Annotated in this window: 17 protein-coding genes; 8 read left to right on the top strand and 9 right to left on the bottom strand. The window is 55.5% G+C overall.

All coding sequences use genetic code 11. The features are described 5' to 3' along the window. The first annotated feature begins 181 nt into the window (after positions 1-181). A complete protein-coding gene (gene gltS, locus FY156_26085) occupies positions 182-1,387 on the top strand; it encodes a sodium/glutamate symporter (protein ID UXS04909.1) in 1,206 nt (401 codons plus the stop codon). A gap of 26 nt (positions 1,388-1,413) precedes the next feature. On the opposite strand, the gene FY156_26080 is transcribed toward gltS, so the two are convergent. Continuing rightward, positions 1,414-1,794 carry a cupin domain-containing protein gene (locus tag FY156_26080; GenBank protein UXS04908.1) on the bottom strand — a complete coding sequence of 127 codons (381 nt, stop codon included), beginning with the start codon at positions 1,792-1,794 and terminating at the stop codon, positions 1,414-1,416. A gap of 98 nt (positions 1,795-1,892) precedes the next feature. Further along, positions 1,893-3,623 carry a PAS domain S-box protein gene (locus tag FY156_26075; protein ID UXS04907.1) on the bottom strand — a complete coding sequence of 577 codons (1,731 nt, stop codon included), beginning with the start codon at positions 3,621-3,623 and terminating at the stop codon, positions 1,893-1,895. A 235-nt stretch (positions 3,624-3,858) separates the two neighbouring features. On the opposite strand from FY156_26075, the gene FY156_26070 reads away from it, so the two are divergent. Beyond that, positions 3,859-5,112: an FAD-binding oxidoreductase gene (locus FY156_26070; GenBank protein UXS04906.1), complete on the top strand. Its 1,254-nt coding sequence runs from the start codon at positions 3,859-3,861 to the stop codon at positions 5,110-5,112. Positions 5,113-5,166: 54 nt separating this feature from the next. On the opposite strand, the gene FY156_26065 is transcribed toward FY156_26070, so the two are convergent. The 3 genes from FY156_26065 to FY156_26055 form a co-directional block, all read right to left on the bottom strand. Continuing rightward, positions 5,167-5,700 carry a hypothetical protein gene (locus FY156_26065; GenBank protein UXS04905.1) on the bottom strand — a complete coding sequence of 178 codons (534 nt, stop codon included), beginning with the start codon at positions 5,698-5,700 and terminating at the stop codon, positions 5,167-5,169. 74 nt (positions 5,701-5,774) lie between these two features. Beyond that, entirely contained in the window at positions 5,775-5,999 is a 225-nt protein-coding gene (locus FY156_26060; GenBank protein UXS04904.1) for an aa3-type cytochrome c oxidase subunit IV, read from the bottom strand. 78 nt (positions 6,000-6,077) lie between these two features. Then, on the bottom strand, positions 6,078-6,392 hold the full coding sequence (locus tag FY156_26055; GenBank protein UXS04903.1) for a hypothetical protein: 315 nt from the start codon (positions 6,390-6,392) through the stop codon (positions 6,078-6,080). A 98-nt stretch (positions 6,393-6,490) separates the two neighbouring features. Between FY156_26055 and FY156_26050 the strand changes: the two genes are divergently transcribed. Together FY156_26050 and FY156_26045 are read left to right on the top strand one after the other, a co-directional pair. After that, positions 6,491-6,988 carry a TRAP transporter small permease subunit gene (locus FY156_26050; GenBank protein ID UXS05257.1) on the top strand — a complete coding sequence of 166 codons (498 nt, stop codon included), beginning with the start codon at positions 6,491-6,493 and terminating at the stop codon, positions 6,986-6,988. Between the two features lies 1 nt (position 6,989). Next, positions 6,990-8,855, top strand: a complete 1,866-nt coding sequence (locus FY156_26045) for a TRAP transporter large permease subunit (GenBank protein UXS04902.1) — start codon at positions 6,990-6,992, stop codon at positions 8,853-8,855. Between the two features lie 154 nt (positions 8,856-9,009). Here the strand turns inward: FY156_26045 and FY156_26040 are convergent, their stop codons facing one another. Beyond that, positions 9,010-10,104, bottom strand: a complete 1,095-nt coding sequence (locus FY156_26040) for a TRAP transporter substrate-binding protein (protein UXS04901.1) — start codon at positions 10,102-10,104, stop codon at positions 9,010-9,012. A gap of 301 nt (positions 10,105-10,405) precedes the next feature. On the opposite strand from FY156_26040, the gene FY156_26035 reads away from it, so the two are divergent. Next, a complete protein-coding gene (locus FY156_26035) occupies positions 10,406-11,161 on the top strand; it encodes a gamma-glutamyl-gamma-aminobutyrate hydrolase family protein (protein ID UXS04900.1) in 756 nt (251 codons plus the stop codon). A 137-nt stretch (positions 11,162-11,298) separates the two neighbouring features. On the opposite strand, the gene FY156_26030 is transcribed toward FY156_26035, so the two are convergent. The 3 genes from FY156_26030 to FY156_26020 form a co-directional block, all read right to left on the bottom strand. Continuing rightward, a complete protein-coding gene (locus tag FY156_26030) occupies positions 11,299-12,261 on the bottom strand; it encodes a 2-hydroxyacid dehydrogenase (GenBank protein UXS04899.1) in 963 nt (320 codons plus the stop codon). Positions 12,262-12,414: 153 nt separating this feature from the next. Further along, complete coding sequence (locus FY156_26025) at positions 12,415-13,437, bottom strand: LacI family transcriptional regulator (GenBank protein ID UXS04898.1); 1,023 nt, start codon at positions 13,435-13,437, stop codon at positions 12,415-12,417. A gap of 124 nt (positions 13,438-13,561) precedes the next feature. Continuing rightward, the gene (locus tag FY156_26020; protein ID UXS04897.1) at positions 13,562-14,098 is read right to left on the bottom strand and encodes a MarR family transcriptional regulator; all 537 of its coding nucleotides are present in this window, start codon (positions 14,096-14,098) and stop codon (positions 13,562-13,564) included. Between the two features lie 80 nt (positions 14,099-14,178). Between FY156_26020 and FY156_26015 the strand changes: the two genes are divergently transcribed. The 3 genes from FY156_26015 (at position 14,179) to FY156_26005 (ending at position 17,402) form a co-directional block, all read left to right on the top strand. Next, positions 14,179-14,979: a creatininase family protein gene (locus tag FY156_26015; protein UXS04896.1), complete on the top strand. Its 801-nt coding sequence runs from the start codon at positions 14,179-14,181 to the stop codon at positions 14,977-14,979. 103 nt (positions 14,980-15,082) lie between these two features. Then, the gene (locus tag FY156_26010; protein UXS04895.1) at positions 15,083-16,183 is read left to right on the top strand and encodes a GTP-binding protein; all 1,101 of its coding nucleotides are present in this window, start codon (positions 15,083-15,085) and stop codon (positions 16,181-16,183) included. 226 nt (positions 16,184-16,409) lie between these two features. Next, entirely contained in the window at positions 16,410-17,402 is a 993-nt protein-coding gene (locus tag FY156_26005; protein UXS05256.1) for a WD40 repeat domain-containing protein, read from the top strand. Positions 17,403-17,483: the final 81 nt, after the last annotated feature.

Here is a 17,483-nt window from a genome sequence, read left to right as displayed (position 1 = left end):
TGCTTGCAATTTTCACGTCTCGCAGCCGTTGAAAACAGCGGGTACCCAATCGAGGTACCGTTCGAGAAATAACAACTTCCCGCTGATATTTCAGGATGACAACCGTCTCGATACACGTCAACTTCCATGGGTGAGGTTTGCTGCATTGCAGGGCAAACCGCCACCAGATGGAGCGCTTTTGATGACGACGTTCGAGACGCCGGGTTTCCTGACCTTCACCATTGCGATCGTCGTCTTTTTCATGGGGTCAGGTCTTAACGCGATCATTGCGCCCCTCAATCGCTGGAACATCCCGGAAGCTGTCTCCGGGGGGCTGGTTGCTGCACTCTCCACACTAATCGCTTACCGGTTCTTCAATATCGAAATCATTTTCGATCTCGATGCGCGAGATATGCTGCTGCTCTATTTTTTCACCGGCATTGGCCTGAACGCACGTCTCGCCGACTTGAAGGCCGGTGGCCGCCCACTGGTCGTGCTGCTTATCCTGACTTTATGCTATTTGGTCATTCAGAACGCCGTCTCTCTTGGCAGCGCGGCGTTGCTTGGTTTACCGGACGGAATTGCACCATTACTTGGATCAGTGTCGTTGATCGGTGGGCACGGGACAACGATTGCCTGGGCACCTCTGATTACCAACCGTTTCGGCCTGGGCAACGCACTTGAGATCGGCATTGCATCCGCGACGCTCGGCCTTGTCATTGCAAGTCTGGTTGGCGGTCCTGTCGCCCGTATCCTGATAAACCGCTATCAGTTGAAGGGGGAGACCGCCGAACTGCCAAGCATCGGATTGCCCTCTTCTCCGGCCACTGAACAGGCGTCGACCATCAACTATGTCAATCTGTTGCGAACGGTCCTGATCCTCAACGTCGCAATTCTCGTGGGCACCGCACTTGACGAGGTACTTTCGGAAACCGCTGTGAAATTGCCGCTTTTCGTGGTCTGCCTTCTCGTGGGCATTGTCATGACAAACACAGTGCCGCGACTGCTTCCGCAGATGTACTGGCCCGCCCGTTCACGGTCACTGGCTTTGATTTCAGATCTCTCGCTGAGTGTTTTTCTGGCAATGTCGTTGATGAGCATGCAGTTGTGGACGCTTGGAGGTCTTGGACTGGCACTGATCATCGTCCTCGGCATCCAGACGATTGTGGCTGTGTTATATATGATCTTCATCGTGTTTCGTTTTATGGGCCGGGACTATCAGGCGGCGGTGCTGTCGGCTGGCTTCAGTGGCATCAGTCTCGGCGCAACCCCGACAGCAATCGCCAACATGACCGCAGTGACAAAAGCCTATGGCCCGGCACCAACGGCCTTTATCATTCTCCCGCTTGTCTCGGCATTTTTCATCGACATCGCCAATGCCCTGGTGATCGGCTTCATGATGCGCTGACGCGCCCGAGAGGCCTCGGAAAAGCACTATATCCAGAGATCATTTTGTGCCGTGCGATCACCGCCTGCGTGGCCCGTATTCAGCACCCCACGGGGCTCGATCAGGAGGAGTTGCACTTCGTTTCCAGCATAGGGCTTGTGCTCGACGCCCCGAGGTACGACAAACATTTCGCCGGGGCCAACGGTTACCGCACCATCGCGAAAATCGATCCTCAGACACCCTTGCAAAACGATAAAAGTCTCATCCGTTTCAGGATGATCATGCCAGATAAAGTCGCCTTCGATACGAACAACTTTAAACTGGTAGTCGTTCATCTCGGCGATAACACGCGGCTGCCAATACTCTGTGAGTTTGGCAGTCTTGTCAGCAAAACTGATTGCGCGATGTGCCTGTCCTGTAGCGTGCATGTCGTTGTTGCTCCTTGGTTGGAGCAACAACGTAACGGGTGACGTGTTCGCACTCTTGAATGTTCGTGCAGGCAAGAGATAGTAAAAGGACTGACCTGTTACGCTGCGGTCCGGTCAATCTTGGTCGCTGCAGCACGCGAAAATTTGCTTGGAATAGAAGACCCGTCATCGCGCTGAACCGCGCGGCGATTAAGCTTGAAGAGGCTGACAAGCTGGGAGAGTGCTTCCGCACCCTGGGCAAGCGTATTGCTGATGAGAGTTGTTCGCGCGCTCATGGCTGCGTTTTCCTGGGTCATACGATCGAGGCGATCGACCGCTTTGCCAATATCGCCGATGCCGAGAGTTTGTTCGTCAGCAGCCTTGGCGATCTTGTCGACATTGCCGTCGATCTGTCGCACCAGCGCATCGATCTCCTTCAAGGCCTCGCCGGTAGCCCCCACCAGTCGCACGCCTTCAAGCACTTCCGTTCCGGAATTGTTGATGAGCACCTTGATTTCCTTGGCGGCGGTAGCAGACCGTTGTGCCAATTCGCGCACCTCCTGTGCGACGACAGCAAACCCCTTGCCCGCCTCACCCGCACGTGCGGCCTCCACCCCGGCATTGAGTGCGAGAAGATTGGTCTGGAACGCAATCTCGTCGATCACTCCGATGATCTGACTGATCTCGCGCGATGCCGTCTCGATCCGTTGCATGGCATTCACGGTCTGTCCGACAACCTCAGTAGAGGTTGCTGTCGATGTACGCGCGCTTTGCACGAGTTTACGTGTTTCTCTGGTATTCTCGGTCGAAGTGCGCACGCTTGAGGTAATTTCGCCAAGGGCCGCAGAGGTCTCTTCCAGTGCCAATGCTTGCTCGCGGGATCGCGCCGCAAGGTTTTCAGAAGCCTCGCGCACTTCCTGGCTGCTCTTGCTGAGATCACCGGTCTGACCCAGAACGTTCACCAGCGTCTTCTGAAATTCACCGATCGACTTGTTGAAGTTGCGTCGCAGTGTTTCGAACTCACCAACAAACGGATTGTCCAAGGTCACACGGATGTTGCACTCCGAAAGGCGGGCCAATGCCGCACCAAGCTCTTCGACCGCATGCATACGATCCGTCACATCCAACGCAAACTTCACGACCTTGAACACCCTGCCCCTGTCGTCAAAGATCGGGTTGTACGACGCCTGAATAAAAATGCGTCTGTTGCCCTTTGCAAGTCGCATGAATTGCCCGGTCGAGAATTTTCCGCCACGAAGCTCTTCCCAGAATACGCGATAGTCGGGCGAACGAGTATAATCCTGCTCACAGAACATTGCATGATGCTTGCCGACAATCTCATCGGCCGTATAGCCGAGCGCTGCGAGGAAATTCTCGTTTGCACCAAGGATTGTGCCGTCGGGCGTAAATTCGATCATGGCCTGCGCGCGCGAAAGAGCAGCAAGCTTGCCACCATCCTCAGCGGCTCTATGCTTGATTGCGGTAATGTCGGTAGCAATTTTCACAACCTTGTATGGCTTTCCGAAACGAAAAACCGGGTTGTAGGACGCCTCGATCCAGATTTCCTCTCCGCCCTTTGTCCGGCGGCAATACTGGCCCTGATCGTACTCACCACGCGAAAGCTTTGCCCAAAAAGCCTTGTAGGCGGGAGACGATGCCTCTTCCGGCAGCACGAACAGGCTATGATGACGACCGATAATATCCTCGCGTCGATATCCTACCGCTTTGCAGAAATTTTCGTTCGCCGTCAGAATGTTTCCACTGAGATCGAATTCGATGATCGCCTGCGACCGGCTAAGGGCTTCGAGCACCGACGAAGCGTCCAGACCGAATTTGGAAAAGCGTGTCATAATCTTTGGGTCCCCAACCAGAAGAGGCATTCGGACGCATCGTCGTGCCTTGGCGAGACACTATTGAGACACCGTTAAATAGCTATTAAACATAAGCATTACATCGCGAGGTACATACCTTCGCTTATTTGCCACAGTGCTGATATTTCTGCCTTTGCAACAAGATGTGACCTTCCAATAGGGCAGCATTCGTTGTTATGGCGCTCTTGAAAGATTTTGTCTTGCAGGAGCATCGATGGCCAAAACCCTCAAATGCGATGTGCTGGTGGTCGGCACCGGCATCATTGGTTCGATGTCGGCGCTTTATTTGCAAAACGCCGGACGGCAGATCGTCTTTCTTGAACGCGGTGAGATCGCTGGCGGCGCGAGTGCAGGCAATGCCGGTATTCTCGCATTCCCGGAAATCATTCCCATCCCTGCCCCCGGAATCATAAAAAAGGCACCGCGATGGCTGATTGATCCGCTCGGTCCTTTGAGCGTGCCGCCTGCCTACGCGCACCGGATTGCTCCGTGGTTGTGGCGATTCTGGCGCGCCAGTTCCGAGCCAGCATTTCGCCATTGTCTGAGAACGCTGCGCGACATCAATCTGCTTGCCGCTGCTGAAATGGCGCATGTTGCAACCATGCCCGAGCTTGCCGCCTTCATTGCAAAGACCGGTACGCTCGATCTCTATGACAGCGAGACAAGCTTTAATGCTGCCAGCAAGGATTGGGACGAGAAGCACAAGGCCGGCTTTGACTTTCAGCGGGTCGGTCGAGACGAAATCGAGACACTGCAACCGGGTCTTGCTCCCCAATTCCGGCATGCGATGTTCTCGCCGGATGGCCTTCAAGTGTCCGATCCCCGAGATTTTACTCGGGCAATATACGATCTTGTCGTCAGCCGTGGCGCCACACTGCGCAAGGGCGAAGCAAAACGCATTGATGCGGTCGGGGAAAGCACCATCGTAACACTCGATAACGGCGACAAGATCGACGCCGACAAGGTTGTCATCGCTGGTGGCGCGTGGTCGCGCCCGCTGGCTGCGACACTTGGGAATGTCGTACCGCTTGAAACTGAGCGCGGTTACAATACCACTCTGCCTGCAGGATCGTTCAACCTTACCCGCCAGCTCTATTTCAACGATCACGGTTTTGTCGTGACCCCGCTCTCCTCTGGCATTCGCGTCGGCGGCGCTGTGGAACTTGGCGGCCTCGAGTTGAAGCCAAATTTCAAACGTTCGGAAGCGATGCTGAAAAAGGCAGGCCGGTTCCTGCCGGGTCTGAAAACGGAAGGTGGCAAACAATGGATGGGCTTCCGCCCGTCTTTGCCTGACTGTCTGCCGGTCATTGGTCCGGCACGGAATGCGCCCTCAGTCATCTATGCGTTCGGTCACGGCCATCTGGGGCTGACGCAATCAGCGGCAACCGCCCGCCTTGTCACGCAGATTGCCAACGGCGAGGAACCGTCGATTTCCATAGATCCCTTCCGGGCAGGTCGCTTCTCCTGACGACGGAACCCCGGAGAGGATATCGGGGTCCACGCGTCATTCACGTGGGCCGATTTACTTCACGGGCTCTACGGACCCTTCCGGGAATTGGACACTTGCGAAAGCTGGATAGACCTTGCGTAAAATTGCCACCTGCTGTTGGTCGGTGACGCGCAACAGATACCAGTTGCCGTCTTCGATCAGGGCGAGTGTGTGTGACTTCGCCTCGATTTTTTGCCCATCCGTTTCCATCAATGTTCTTGTCGGGATCAATGCATAAGGCGTTCCGTCCGTTGTCTGCTCGAATCGGGCAGTGCCGGTGTCCATGTCAAACTCAACGAGTTTGACAGATGCGAGCGTCATCTGCATTTGCGTTTTCAGGGCACCACGAAGCGTCGGAACGGTTACACCTGCACCCGCTGCGATGGATTCCAGGATTTTCGGCGGTATCGTCTCGCCGACCGTGTCGAAGTCATTCCCCTTCAGCGCGGCCTCAAAATGGGAGACCCGATCTTTCAGAGCGGAACGCTCCCCCTCAGAGAAATCACGTGCATGTACGGCTTGGGCCAAGATTGCAAACAAGGCCACGAGAAACACAACCAATCGCATGAAACAGCTCCTGCGCATGGAAGACAACCGCGTCGTCTTCTAAGAGGCGCGCGCGTCACGGTCGCGACTGGCTATCAACGCAGCAGAACGAAGCCAGCGACAGAAAGCACGAGAAAGACCACCAGACCACCGAGGAAACCTGCTGTGGTGAAGAAACCCGCCACCATGGCAAGCATCAGGACACACAACAGCATCGTGCCGTACTTCGTCAGCGCGAGAAAACCGGAATAGGTCTTTTCGTGCTGCGCGTAATCCATTGGTGCGCCAACTTCGACAGGACCCGTGTGGTGTTCGCTCATGTGTTTCTTTCCCTCTACCATTTCCCTCGATAACGCCTTCTCCAACGGATAATGACGCTCCCTCCCGGCGATCCCCGATCAGCCGAATTCTCCGGCACCAGAGGTAACACGAACGTCGGCAAAAGTGCAATCCACCGCCCTCGGCTGCAGAAGGGTTTCATTGGCCGTGGAAAAGTAAAATTTAATGCATTGCAGCAGGTCAATGCCGTAGCGCGAAACAGAAAACCAGTGCACGATAATGCCTTGCAGGCATGGCTTACGTGGTGGTCTGGGAGGTGTGGCCGCCACTTGAGATTGCTTTTTTGGTAACGACTGAATAAGCACCTGCAACAAGAAAAATACCGCGCTTACCGTCGACAGGCCAAGATTGCCGCAAAAGGATGAGCGCGACATTTCGGACCCTGGATTTGGTCCTTGAGGAGGGGAAAGTGAAGTTTTTACTGGGATTCAGTCGGGCTGTTGACACGGTCACGACGGTCATTGGGAAATCTGTGTCTTGGCTGCTTCTTGCGGCTGTTTTGATCAGCGCCACAAACGCGGTTGTCAGAAAAGTATTCGACGTGTCGTCGAATGCCTGGCTTGAGGTGCAATGGTACCTTTATGGCACCGTGTTCATGATGGCCGCAGCCTATGCACTTCTGAAAAACGAACATGTCAGGATCGATGTTCTCTCCTCCACATGGTCGAAACGCACCCGCGACATCGTGGACTTCGTGCTTCACATTATCTTCCTCGTCCCCTTTGCCGCTTTGATGACCTACCTGGCATGGCCATGGTTCTGGACGTCCTTCAACTCTGGCGAAATGTCCTCCAATGCTGGTGGTCTGATCATCTGGCCGGCCAAGCTCGTCGTTCTCCTGGGGTTCGCCCTGCTTCTGCTTCAGGCGTTTTCTGAGATCATCAAGCGTTACGCTGTGATCGCAGGCTACATCGAAGACCCGCGTGAGGACGCGGCTGAATCAGAAACCACGGGTACAGCGGGGAACTGACATGATTGACCTTATTGCACACAATCTTCCGCTCGTGATGTTCAGCAGCGTGATGCTCATGCTGCTGCTGGGCTACCCCGTTGCCTTCACGCTGGCCGCAGGCGGTCTCATCTATTTTGCTTTGGGCGTGGAACTGTCGTGGATTTCACCGGAAATCAGGCTTTTCTGGCCGCTTCTACAATCGCATCCAGAACGCATCTACGGGATCATGTATAACGACACACTGCTGTCGATCCCGTTCTTTACCTTCATGGGTATCATCCTGGAACGGTCGCGCATGGCCGAAGACCTTCTGGATACCATCGGACAGCTGTTCGGCCCAATTCGTGGCGGCCTTGCCTATGCGGTCATTCTTGTCGGCGCTTTGCTCGGCGCCACAACTGGTGTCGTCGCAGCGTCCGTCATGGCAATGGGCCTGATATCTTTGCCAATCATGATGCGTTACGGCTATAATCGTCCACTCGTCGCTGGCACGATTGCGGCTTCGGGAACTCTGGCGCAGATCGTTCCTCCATCGCTGGTGCTCATCGTCATGGCTGACCAGCTCGGCCGTTCTGTTGGCGACATGTATGTCGGCGCACTTTACCCCGCCCTTTTGATCGTGGCGACCTATTGCGCTTACATCTTCGCCATCTCGATCTTCAAACCCGCGCTTGTTCCTGCACTTCCACCTGAAGCGCGGACACTCGGCAATGGTGTCACTTCCCTTCTGGTGATGATCGCGATTTCGGTCGCACTTTATTTCCTCGGCATGCACGTGTTGTTCGCCGGCATCGCCAGCCCGGAATGGCAACTTGTGGCAGCCCTCGCCTTTGCGGTGATTGCCGTCTACCTTGTCGCACTTTTCAACGCCTCAACAAATGTCAAACTGATCTCGCGCCTCGCCGAGCAGGTCATCATTGTTCTCGTACCACCGCTGGCACTGATTTTTCTGGTGCTTGGAACGATCTTCCTGGGCATTGCTACCCCGACTGAAGGTGGAGCTATGGGTGCGACTGGCGCGTTGCTCCTTGCTCTTGCTAAGGGCCGCCTTTCCATTGCGACGATCAAGAACGCTTTGGATGCCACGACGAAGCTTTCTGCCTTCGTCATGATGATCCTCATCGGTGCCCGCGTCTTTGGCCTGACTTTTTACGGCATCAACGGAAACGTCTGGATTGAAGAACTGCTTCTTGCCCTGCCAGGCGGAGAGTATGGCTTCCTGATTGTCGTCACGATCATCATTTTCATCCTCGGTTGCTTCCTGGACTTCTTCGAAATTGCCTTCATCATGGTGCCGCTGCTGGCGCCCGTGGCGGAAAAGCTTGGCATTGACCTTGTCTGGTTCGGGATCATTCTCGGCATCAACCTGCAAACCTCGTTCTTGACACCTCCATTCGGCTTCTCGCTATTCTTCCTTCGCTCCATCGCCCCAAATTCCAACTGGGTCGACAAGGTGACTGGTCGAACCATGCCAGGCGTCAAGACGATGGAGATATACAAGGGCGTTTTCCCTTACATCGTCATCCAGTTCGTAATGATCCTGGTCGTCATCGCATTTCCGGGCCTGGTCATGGTCTACAAGAGTGGCCACCCAACGGTAAATCCTGACGATGTCAAAATCGAAATCCCGGGTGGACCGGGCGGACTGAGCCTCCCGCCGCTGGGTGGTGGATCATCGCCGCAGGCGCCGCAAATGGGACTTCCGCCACTTAACCTTGGCGGCCCTTCGGGCGGCCAGCCGGCACCGTCTGCACCACCAGCTCTCGGCTTGCCGCCGCTCAACCTTGGCGGACCGCAGCCGAGCCCGGCTGTGCCCGCACAGCCGCAACAACCGGTACAGAACCCGCAAACGGATCTTAGCCAGCCGCCGAAGATCGGACCGTAAAGACTGCCTGACTAAGCAAGTCAATGCATGCAGACGGCGGGGGGCATTCCCCGCCGTTTTTCTGTCCTAAACGGGCAACACTGTTCAGGGCACAACAAAAACCCCGAAGACCTTGATCTTCGGGGCTCTTGCTCGGTCCGCCGTTACCGAGAAATCAAAGCTTGCCGTTACGCTGCTGGATCATCATGAACGTATCGAACGTATATTCCGACAGCTGCATCCAGAGGTAACCCTCTCGCTTGAAGGCCACCTGATCCTCGTAGATTTTCTTGAAGTCCGCATTGGAGGACGAGATGTTGGCATAGACCTCCTGTGCAGCCTTGTAGCAGGCCTCGAGGATTTCCTGGCTGAATGGTCTTAGAACCGCACCCTCGCCCACGAGTTGCTTGACCGCAATCGGGTTCTTGGCGTCGTATTTCGCCATCATATTGGTGTTGGCAAAGGCACATGCATCCTGCAGCACCGTCTGGTAGTTCTTCGGCAGGCTGTTCCACTTGTCGAGATTGACGAAGGAATGAATGACCGGGCCGCCCTCCCAGAAGGCAGGATAATAGTAGTACTTCGCGACCTTGTAGAAACCGAGCTTGTAGTCGTCATAGGGACCAACCCACTCGGCGGCATCGATCGTGCCCTTTTCCAGCGCCGGATAGATATCACCGCCAGCGATTTGCTGTGGCACGACGCCGAGCTTTTCCACCACCTTGCCGGCCAGGCCAGCAATGCGCATCTTGACGCCCTTGAAGTCATCGACCGTATTGATTTCCTTTCGGAACCAGCCACCCATCTGTGCGCCGGTGTTGCCGGAAATCATACCGTAGAGATTGTGCTTGGCGTAAAACTCGTTGAGGAGCTTGTTGCCGTTGCCTTCGTAGAACCAGGAGTTCGTCAGGCGGGCATTCAGACCAAACGGAATTGCCGTACCGATCGCGAAAGTCGGGTCCTTGCCGACGTAATAGTATGAGCAGGTATGGCACATTTCCACCGTGCCGGATGACACCGCATCCGCAGCCTGCAAACCGGGGACGATCTCACCTGCAGCAAAGGTCTGGATCGTGAAATTGCCGTCCGTTGCCGCAGCAACATGTTTCGCGATGTCTTCTGCGCCGCCATAGATCGTGTCGAGCGACTTTGGAAACGACGACGTCAAACGCCAGGTGATCTTGGTATTCTGCTGTGCAATTGCGGGCGCGGCCAGAGCCGTCGCGGCTCCTGCAAGCGCACCTTTTTTAATAAAGGAACGGCGATCCATCTATATCCTCCCAGATACGAACCCTGCCGGCAGTTTAAATCCCCTCGCTGCTTCGGCATTAGGTTGATGGTACACGCTGCCGCATGGCTGACAAGCGGTGTCACGGGGAATAAATCATAGAAAAACCGCGCTTTTTGAAGAAATATCCGGCAGACAACGTCACATTTTATGTGCAACGAAAATATTGGCCACAACCCTTATACTTTAGACCAATACATCTTAACCGCGTAGGCCGTCGGGCAGCTTGACTTGGCTCTTCGCCAGTCGCACAAGACAAGAATATTTCCCTCCCGGAGCCATCATGTCGAAACCCATTATCGCTGTTCCTGCCGATATCCGACACTTCACCGGAGCCGACTGGCATGCGGCGCAGAACCAGTACGTCTCTGCCGCACTCAAGGTGGCAGGCGTCATGTCTTTCATCATTCCGGCCTTCGAGGACGGCAACGATGTCGACGCCATTCTCGATCGCGTCGACGGATTGCTGGTTTCGGGTTCGGCCACCAACGTTCATCCGTCGCTTTACGGCAAGGATGCAACGGAGGGTGATGGTCCGTTCGATCCGGCCCGCGATGCTACCAGTCTGCCGCTTATCCAGCGCGCTATCGAACGCGGCATACCAATGCTCGCCATCTGTCGCGGAATACAGGAATTGAACGTCGCACTCGGTGGCACGCTTGCCTCAGAGATCCAGGAACAGCCTGGCGTCTGGGATCACCGCAAACCTGAGCACGAAGATCGCGATGTTTCTTTCGCCATCCGCCAGCCTGTTCATGTTCGTGAGGGCTCCTGCATCGCGCAGCATCTCGGCATGTCGGGTGAAATCCAGATCAACTCACTGCATCGCCAGGCAATCGCTGAGACCGCACCGCGCCTGCAGGTGGAAGCAACGGCAGAGGACGGCACTATCGAGGCCGTTTCCGTTATCGATGCGCGAGGCTTTGCTGTTGGCGTGCAGTGGCATCCGGAATATTGGGCTGAAACTGACGCCCCGTCTCGTGCGCTGTTCGAGGCATTTGGCAAGGCGGTACGCACGTACCAGGCCAGCAAGGCCTGATTTCAGTCGACTGGCAAGCCAAACCAGCGTCAGTCTCACGGCACGTGCGTAAAGTGAGAGCATCCCGTCTGCTCAAGGTCACATGATTGCAATGCACCCCGACTCAATGCCGGGGTGCAAGACTTTTGGCACGAACCTCAGGCTTTGACAGGCGTTTCCGGCACCGGCGTCAGCACTTTGCCATCCTTGAACCAGCCGAGAATGTTGTCGACCACAAGATCGGCCATTGCGTTGCGCGTTGGTATCGATGCCGAAGCAACATGTGGCAGAAGTGAAACATTCGGCAGCGACAGGAATGCGTCCGGCACCTTTGGCTCTGCGTAAAACACATCCAGACCTGCAGCACCAAGCGTCCCGTCCTGCAACGCCTTCAACAGCGCATCCTCATCGACGCTGGAGCCGCGTCCAACGTTCACGAAGACACCCTGTGGGCCGAGAGCCTTCAGAATATCGGCATTGATTGCCTTATGGGTTTCAGGCGTGCCCGGCACGATGCAGATCAGAATATCGACCGTTTCGGCCATTTCCTTCAGCGAACCATAATAGGTGTAGGAAAGGCCATCACGTTTGCTGCGTGTGTGATACCCGATCTCCACCTTGAAGGGCTCAAGGCGCTTGGCGATTTCCTGACCGATGCGCCCCATGCCAAACAAACCAACCTTGCGGCCTCTCAGCGAGAAAGGTGACAGCGCAAATGGCCCCTCACCAACCCACTTTCCATCGCGCAGCCATGTTTCAGCCTGGTAGAGACGACGCACAGTATTGATCAGCAGCGCAATCGTCGTATCCGCTACCTCATCGTTCAACACATCGGGTGTGTTGGTTACAACAATGCCTCGCTTGGCCGCGTGTTTGGCGTCAACGCCATCGTAACCGACCCCGAAATTGGCGATGATCTCAAGCTTCGGCAGAGCATCGATCCATTTTGCATTGACCACACCCGAAACCGCAACTGCGTTCACGCGGTCGGCCGCACCCTCCGGCAACACCGGATCAGCCCCCGCAGGCACGGCAATAATCTCGACATTGCCGTTGAGGCGCTCAAGAACGCGCGGATTGATCTTGCCCGGAACGAGAACGACGGCCTTCTTTTCTGACATGTCCTGATATTCCTCCTGATTCCAAAGATATCGTCAGTGATCTTTTCAAAGCTTGGCGGCAATGAAAAGGTCCATACGAAAATCCAATGGGTTAAACAGCGTTTTTCACGCCATTTAACATCAAAGAGAAAGACAGATAGCAGGGATAGGATTTCACGTGCGCGGGCGAACCGGCCCTGTGGACTGACGAATGCGCATCTCAGGCTTGATGAGATGGACACCATCGGGTTCATGGCTGCCTGCCAGCCTGTCGAGCAATGCACGCGCTGCCAGGCGTCCCACTTCGGCCTGACCGTTGGACACGGTGGTCAATGCCGGCGTCGCAATGGCCGCCTCCTCAAGGTCGTCGTACCCCGTAACCGAAACGTCGACACCGGGCACAAGTCCGGCACGGGAAATACCGTTCATGAGACCAATCGCGACCAGATCGTTCCAGCAAACGGCAGCTGTTGGCTTCTGCGGCAGGGACAGAAAGTTGAGCGCCGCCTCAAACCCGCCCTGCTTGGAGCGCGGACCCGGAATACGAAGGTTCGGATCGACCTCTATGCCTGCCTTGCGCAACGCATTGACGTAACCCTGATAACGATCGCGACCGGTGGAGGTCTGATCGGTACCACCCACCATGGCTATAACGCGATGGCCAAGGCTGATCAGGTGGTTGGTGGCCAACGAGATACCGTAGCTGTCGTCACCGCGGTAGGTCGGCATGTCCACGCCTTCCATAGAACGAGCGACGAGGATGGCCGGCATGCCGTTCTCCTCGGCCAGCGTCATATCCTCGATTGGCGTGCCAATAGCAGGCGACATGATGATGCCGTCAGAGCCAAGCTGTAGCAGCGTCTCAATGAATGTCCGCTGCTTTTCGACCGAGTCGTAATGGTTGGAAAGAATGAAGGTCTGGCGGCTGCGATCCAGTTCGCTTTCGATGGCTTTCAGGATTTCGCCATAGAACGGGTTCATCACATCATGGAAGACGACACCGACGATACCGGACCGCGATGTCCGGAGGCTGGCGGCGCGCCGGTTATAGATATATCCGAGCGCCCTCGCCTGCTCCTTGATCTTTTCCCGCGTATCGGAGGCGACCAGCGGACTGTCGCGGAGAGCAAGAGAAATGGTTGCAGTCGAAAGACCTAGACTTTCGGCAATCGTCGACAGTTTGACCTTTTGGGCCACGGCACCCCTCCCATCAGACGTCGGCCACGGATGTTACCGATTTAAATCGTGATTAAACAATTTAAACAAAAGCCGCAACCTGTTTAAGAAAAAAGCCGCCAGCAAATAATTGTAATTTAAAATTTCAATCGCGAGACTTTGCTTCGTCAGCGGTCTGGAGATTGGCATCGATTGTCCGCATGAGCTTGACGATGGCTTTAATTTCCTTGCCAGAAAGCCCCTCGACTGCCTTTGCACCACACAACGCAATGGACGCGTTGATATGCTCCACGCTTTTCAGGCCGTTTTCCGTCAGCTTCACCAAAGTTACGCGGCCGTCACCGTCGTCGCCACTGCGCTCGACAAAGCCCTGCGCCTCCATGCGGCCAATCGTACGTGTCATGGTCGGAGCCTTCACGCCAAGCTTCTGCGCAATCTGTCCCGGAGTTAGGCTCCCTTCCTGAGCAAGCGCGAGAATCACGCCGTCCTGTCCCGCATAGAGCCCGCTTTCGGAAAGGCTATGGCTCAATGCCGTGCGCATGGAGCGCGCCGCTTGCGTAATGGATTGCGCGAGTTCTTCCGGATTGAAGTGTTCGTCTTTCTTTTTGCCATCACGAGACTTTTTGCTGCCCTTGTCCTTCTTGGCGCTCTTGTCTTTCTGGCCGCTTTTGTCCTTGCTCATGCCGGAGATGCCTTTTGTCGAATGGCGGAACCGATATATGTTGCTGGAAATCCTTAACGAATGCACGCGCGGATCGCCAGATGCCAAACTCATACACGCAATATCACGACGAAAACGTAACAGACCGGCATCTTCCCGCAACATCAGCGATATCAGTTCTTCCACTCGGCGCGCACGAGCAGCACGGTCCGCATCTGCCGTTTGAAACAGACACCCTGATTGCAGAAGGTATTGTTGCGCGCCTGAAAGCAAACTTGCCCCTAAATTTCCCGGCCTCGTTTCTGCCGGTGGAACCGGTGGGCTATTCCGTGGAACACATGGACGTTCCGGGTACAAAAACACTGCGTTATGACGAGGCAGTCGAGCGCTGGCTCACGATTGTCAAATCGGAATACGACAAGGGTGTTCGCAAGTTCGTCATGCTGAATGCCCATGGTGGTAACTCGCCGCTCATGACCATCGTGGCGACAGAAGCTCGTGTGCGTTTCGGCATGTTGGCCGTGGCAACAAGCTGGACGCGCTTCGGTGTGCCGCCAGATACCATCACACCTGAAGACAAGGCGTTCGACATTCATGGTGGCGACATCGAAACCTCCGTAATGCTGGCGCTCCACCCCGACAAAGTGGACATGTCGAAGGCCCGCGCCTTCGCATCTCGCCAGGCTGACTTTTCGAGAGATTTCAAGCATCTTCGCGCCTACGGGCCGCACGCGTTTGGCTGGATGATGCGGGACCTGAACGACGACGGCGTTGCGGGAAACGCCGCAGCAGCCACCGCACAAAAAGGGGAAAGCCTGATTTCCCATGCTGTCGGAGGACTTACCGCGCTCCTCGAAGACGTCCACGCTTTTGATATAACGTTATTTCATAACAGGATTTGAAAAACTTCATCAGAATCTCTTTGAACTGCTCCGATGACGCGCCTATATGGACGGCAACACTTTCCGCCCGGCATCTCCGGGCCTGTTTTGACGCGAGGTTTCCATGACCGAAACAGCAACAGCCAAGCCCATTCCAGTTACAGTGCTGACGGGATATCTCGGCGCAGGCAAGACGACACTTCTCAACCGCATCCTCTCCGAAAACCACGGAAAGAAATATGCTGTTATCGTCAATGAGTTCGGCGAGATCGGCATCGACAACGACCTGATCGTTGAGTCCGATGAAGAAATTTATGAAATGAACAACGGTTGCGTCTGCTGCACGGTTCGTGGCGACTTGATCCGTGTTGTAGAGGGCCTGATGCGCCGTCCCGGCCGTTTTGACGGCATCATCGTGGAAACAACCGGGCTTGCCGATCCGGTTCCCGTTGCGCAGACCTTCTTCATGGATGACGATGTGCGGGCCAAGACAGAACTGGACGCTGTTGTCGCGCTGGTGGACGCAAAGCACTTGCCACTGCGTCTGAAGGATAGTCGCGAAGCAGAGGATCAGATTGCCTTTGCCGACGTGGTTGTCATCAACAAGACCGACCTCGTGACGCCAGAAGAGATTGCTCGCATCGAGGATATCGTGCGCGCCATCAATCCGTCAGCCCGCATTTACAAGACCACGCGCTCCGGCGTTGATCTTGCCCGCGTTCTGAACCAGGGCGCCTTTAATCTGGAACGTGCGCTCGAAAACGACCCGCATTTCCTCGAACATGGCCATGACGATCATGTCTGCGGTCCGGACTGCGACCATCATCACGATCACGACCATGATCATCACCATCATGACCACGGTCACGATCATGGGCATGATCACCACCATCATCACCATGGTGCGGTCTCGCCAATCCATGACGTCACGGTGCAGTCCATCTCGCTGCGAGGCGGCGAGATGAATCCAGAACGCTTTTTCCCCTGGATTCAAAAAGTGACCCAAACCGATGGTCCGAACATCCTGCGCCTGAAGGGCATTATTGCTTTCAAGGGTGATGCCGAACGCTACGTCGTGCAGGGTGTTCATATGATCATCGAAGGTGACCATCAGCGCCCATGGAAGGAAAGCGAAAAGCGTGAGACGCGGCTTGTCTTCATTGGACGTAATCTCGATCGCGAAAAGCTGGAAAAGAGCTTCCGCGCCTGCGAAGTGACGGCCTAATTCTACCTTTGCTGCCCCTCGCTTGTGCCTGGGGCGGCATCGTCAACGCCTGCTTTTATCCAAAAATGTTTTCAGTCATTTATTTGATTTCATTGGGTCCAAACTCAACACAGAAATGATCGAAGACATTAAACGGGTCGACTGCAAGCGCTAACCGACATAGAACTGTGCCAGCAATCCCGGGGCCGCGGAGGCCTCCACTTAACACATGAAAGACCGATCATCGATGCCGACTGTTGCCCCGCTTGATATCGAAGGCCATGTGGTCTCGACCCATTTTCTCGGCGACATTCCTCTCTTCGCCACCGCTGCAGGGACCATCCACCGGTTGGATGGCGGCGAAAAGGTTACGGAGGCACATCAGGGTCTTCTGACATGCATTCGCGATCCCTACAGTGCCACCCTGCTTTCAGGCGGTGAAGATGGACGCGTTCTGCGTATCGGCCACGACGGTTCCCTCAGTGAATTGGCAAATGTTCCGCGCAAGTGGATCAGCGTGATCGCTGGCGGTCCCCAGAAAGCGGTCGCATATGGTGTCGGAAAGTCGAGTTTCGTACGTCTGTCGGATGGTACGGTCAAAGAATTCAAGGAAGAGCGCACTGTCGAAGCCATAGCCTTCGCCCCGAAGGGGATGCGCATTGCCGTTGCTCGGTATAATGGCGTGACACTACACTGGGTGGCAACGGCAGGAGACCCCGTTGATCTCGAGTGGAAGGGTGCGCATACCGGCGTGACTTTCTCTCCGGATGGAAAATTTCTCGTCACCACTATGCAGGAAAATGCCCTGCATGGCTGGAAGATGGAAGCCACCAAGGGCGGCATGGAAGCTCGCCACATGCGCATGACCGGTTACCCTTCAAAGGTCAAATCGGTGTCCTGGTCGCCAAAGGGTAAGTGGCTTGCCTCATCAGGTGCGCCAGCCGCAATCGTCTGGCCCTTTTCCGGCAAAGACGGTCCGATGGGCAAAGCACCTCTGGAACTCGGCACGCGCGCCAACATCATGGTCACCACGGTCGCCTTTCACCCGGCGGAAGAAGTGCTCGCCATCGGGTTTATCGATGGCATGATCCTTGGCGTACGTGTTGCTGACGGCAAGGAAGCGCTGCTTCGTCGCCCAGGCAAGGGGGCGATCACCTCGATGGACTGGAGCGCCACAGGCAAGCTTCTTTCCTTCGCCTCTGAAGCTGGTGACTGCGGTGTCATCGATATTTCGGCGTAAACTGCCGGGCTAAAAAAGCCCGGCCGCACATCAAAACGTTTCCACAACCTTCTGGAAAAAATATCTTTTCCGCCTGAGACG

Origin of the sequence: Agrobacterium tumefaciens, from assembly GCA_025559845.1 — a bacterium.
GTDB lineage: Bacteria > Pseudomonadota > Alphaproteobacteria > Rhizobiales > Rhizobiaceae > Agrobacterium.
The sequence above is the reverse complement of the archived record's forward strand: the minus strand, read 5'-3'. Positions and strand labels throughout refer to the sequence as shown.

What these genes read in the sequence shown, in the direction of transcription:
- gltS (UXS04909.1), top strand. Translation starts at nt 182, where the DNA reads ATGACGACGTTCGAGACGCCGGGTTTCCTGACCTTCACCATTGCGATC.
- FY156_26080 (UXS04908.1), bottom strand. Translation starts at nt 1,794, where the DNA reads ATGCACGCTACAGGACAGGCACATCGCGCAATCAGTTTTGCTGACAAG.
- FY156_26075 (UXS04907.1), bottom strand. Translation starts at nt 3,623, where the DNA reads ATGACACGCTTTTCCAAATTCGGTCTGGACGCTTCGTCGGTGCTCGAA.
- FY156_26070 (UXS04906.1), top strand. Translation starts at nt 3,859, where the DNA reads ATGGCCAAAACCCTCAAATGCGATGTGCTGGTGGTCGGCACCGGCATC.
- FY156_26065 (UXS04905.1), bottom strand. Translation starts at nt 5,700, where the DNA reads ATGCGATTGGTTGTGTTTCTCGTGGCCTTGTTTGCAATCTTGGCCCAA.
- FY156_26060 (UXS04904.1), bottom strand. Translation starts at nt 5,999, where the DNA reads ATGAGCGAACACCACACGGGTCCTGTCGAAGTTGGCGCACCAATGGAT.
- FY156_26055 (UXS04903.1), bottom strand. Translation starts at nt 6,392, where the DNA reads ATGTCGCGCTCATCCTTTTGCGGCAATCTTGGCCTGTCGACGGTAAGC.
- FY156_26045 (UXS04902.1), top strand. Translation starts at nt 6,990, where the DNA reads ATGATTGACCTTATTGCACACAATCTTCCGCTCGTGATGTTCAGCAGC.
- FY156_26040 (UXS04901.1), bottom strand. Translation starts at nt 10,104, where the DNA reads ATGGATCGCCGTTCCTTTATTAAAAAAGGTGCGCTTGCAGGAGCCGCG.
- FY156_26035 (UXS04900.1), top strand. Translation starts at nt 10,406, where the DNA reads ATGTCGAAACCCATTATCGCTGTTCCTGCCGATATCCGACACTTCACC.
- FY156_26030 (UXS04899.1), bottom strand. Translation starts at nt 12,261, where the DNA reads ATGTCAGAAAAGAAGGCCGTCGTTCTCGTTCCGGGCAAGATCAATCCG.
- FY156_26020 (UXS04897.1), bottom strand. Translation starts at nt 14,098, where the DNA reads ATGAGCAAGGACAAAAGCGGCCAGAAAGACAAGAGCGCCAAGAAGGAC.
- FY156_26015 (UXS04896.1), top strand. Translation starts at nt 14,179, where the DNA reads ATGCCAAACTCATACACGCAATATCACGACGAAAACGTAACAGACCGG.
- FY156_26010 (UXS04895.1), top strand. Translation starts at nt 15,083, where the DNA reads ATGACCGAAACAGCAACAGCCAAGCCCATTCCAGTTACAGTGCTGACG.
- FY156_26005 (UXS05256.1), top strand. Translation starts at nt 16,410, where the DNA reads ATGCCGACTGTTGCCCCGCTTGATATCGAAGGCCATGTGGTCTCGACC.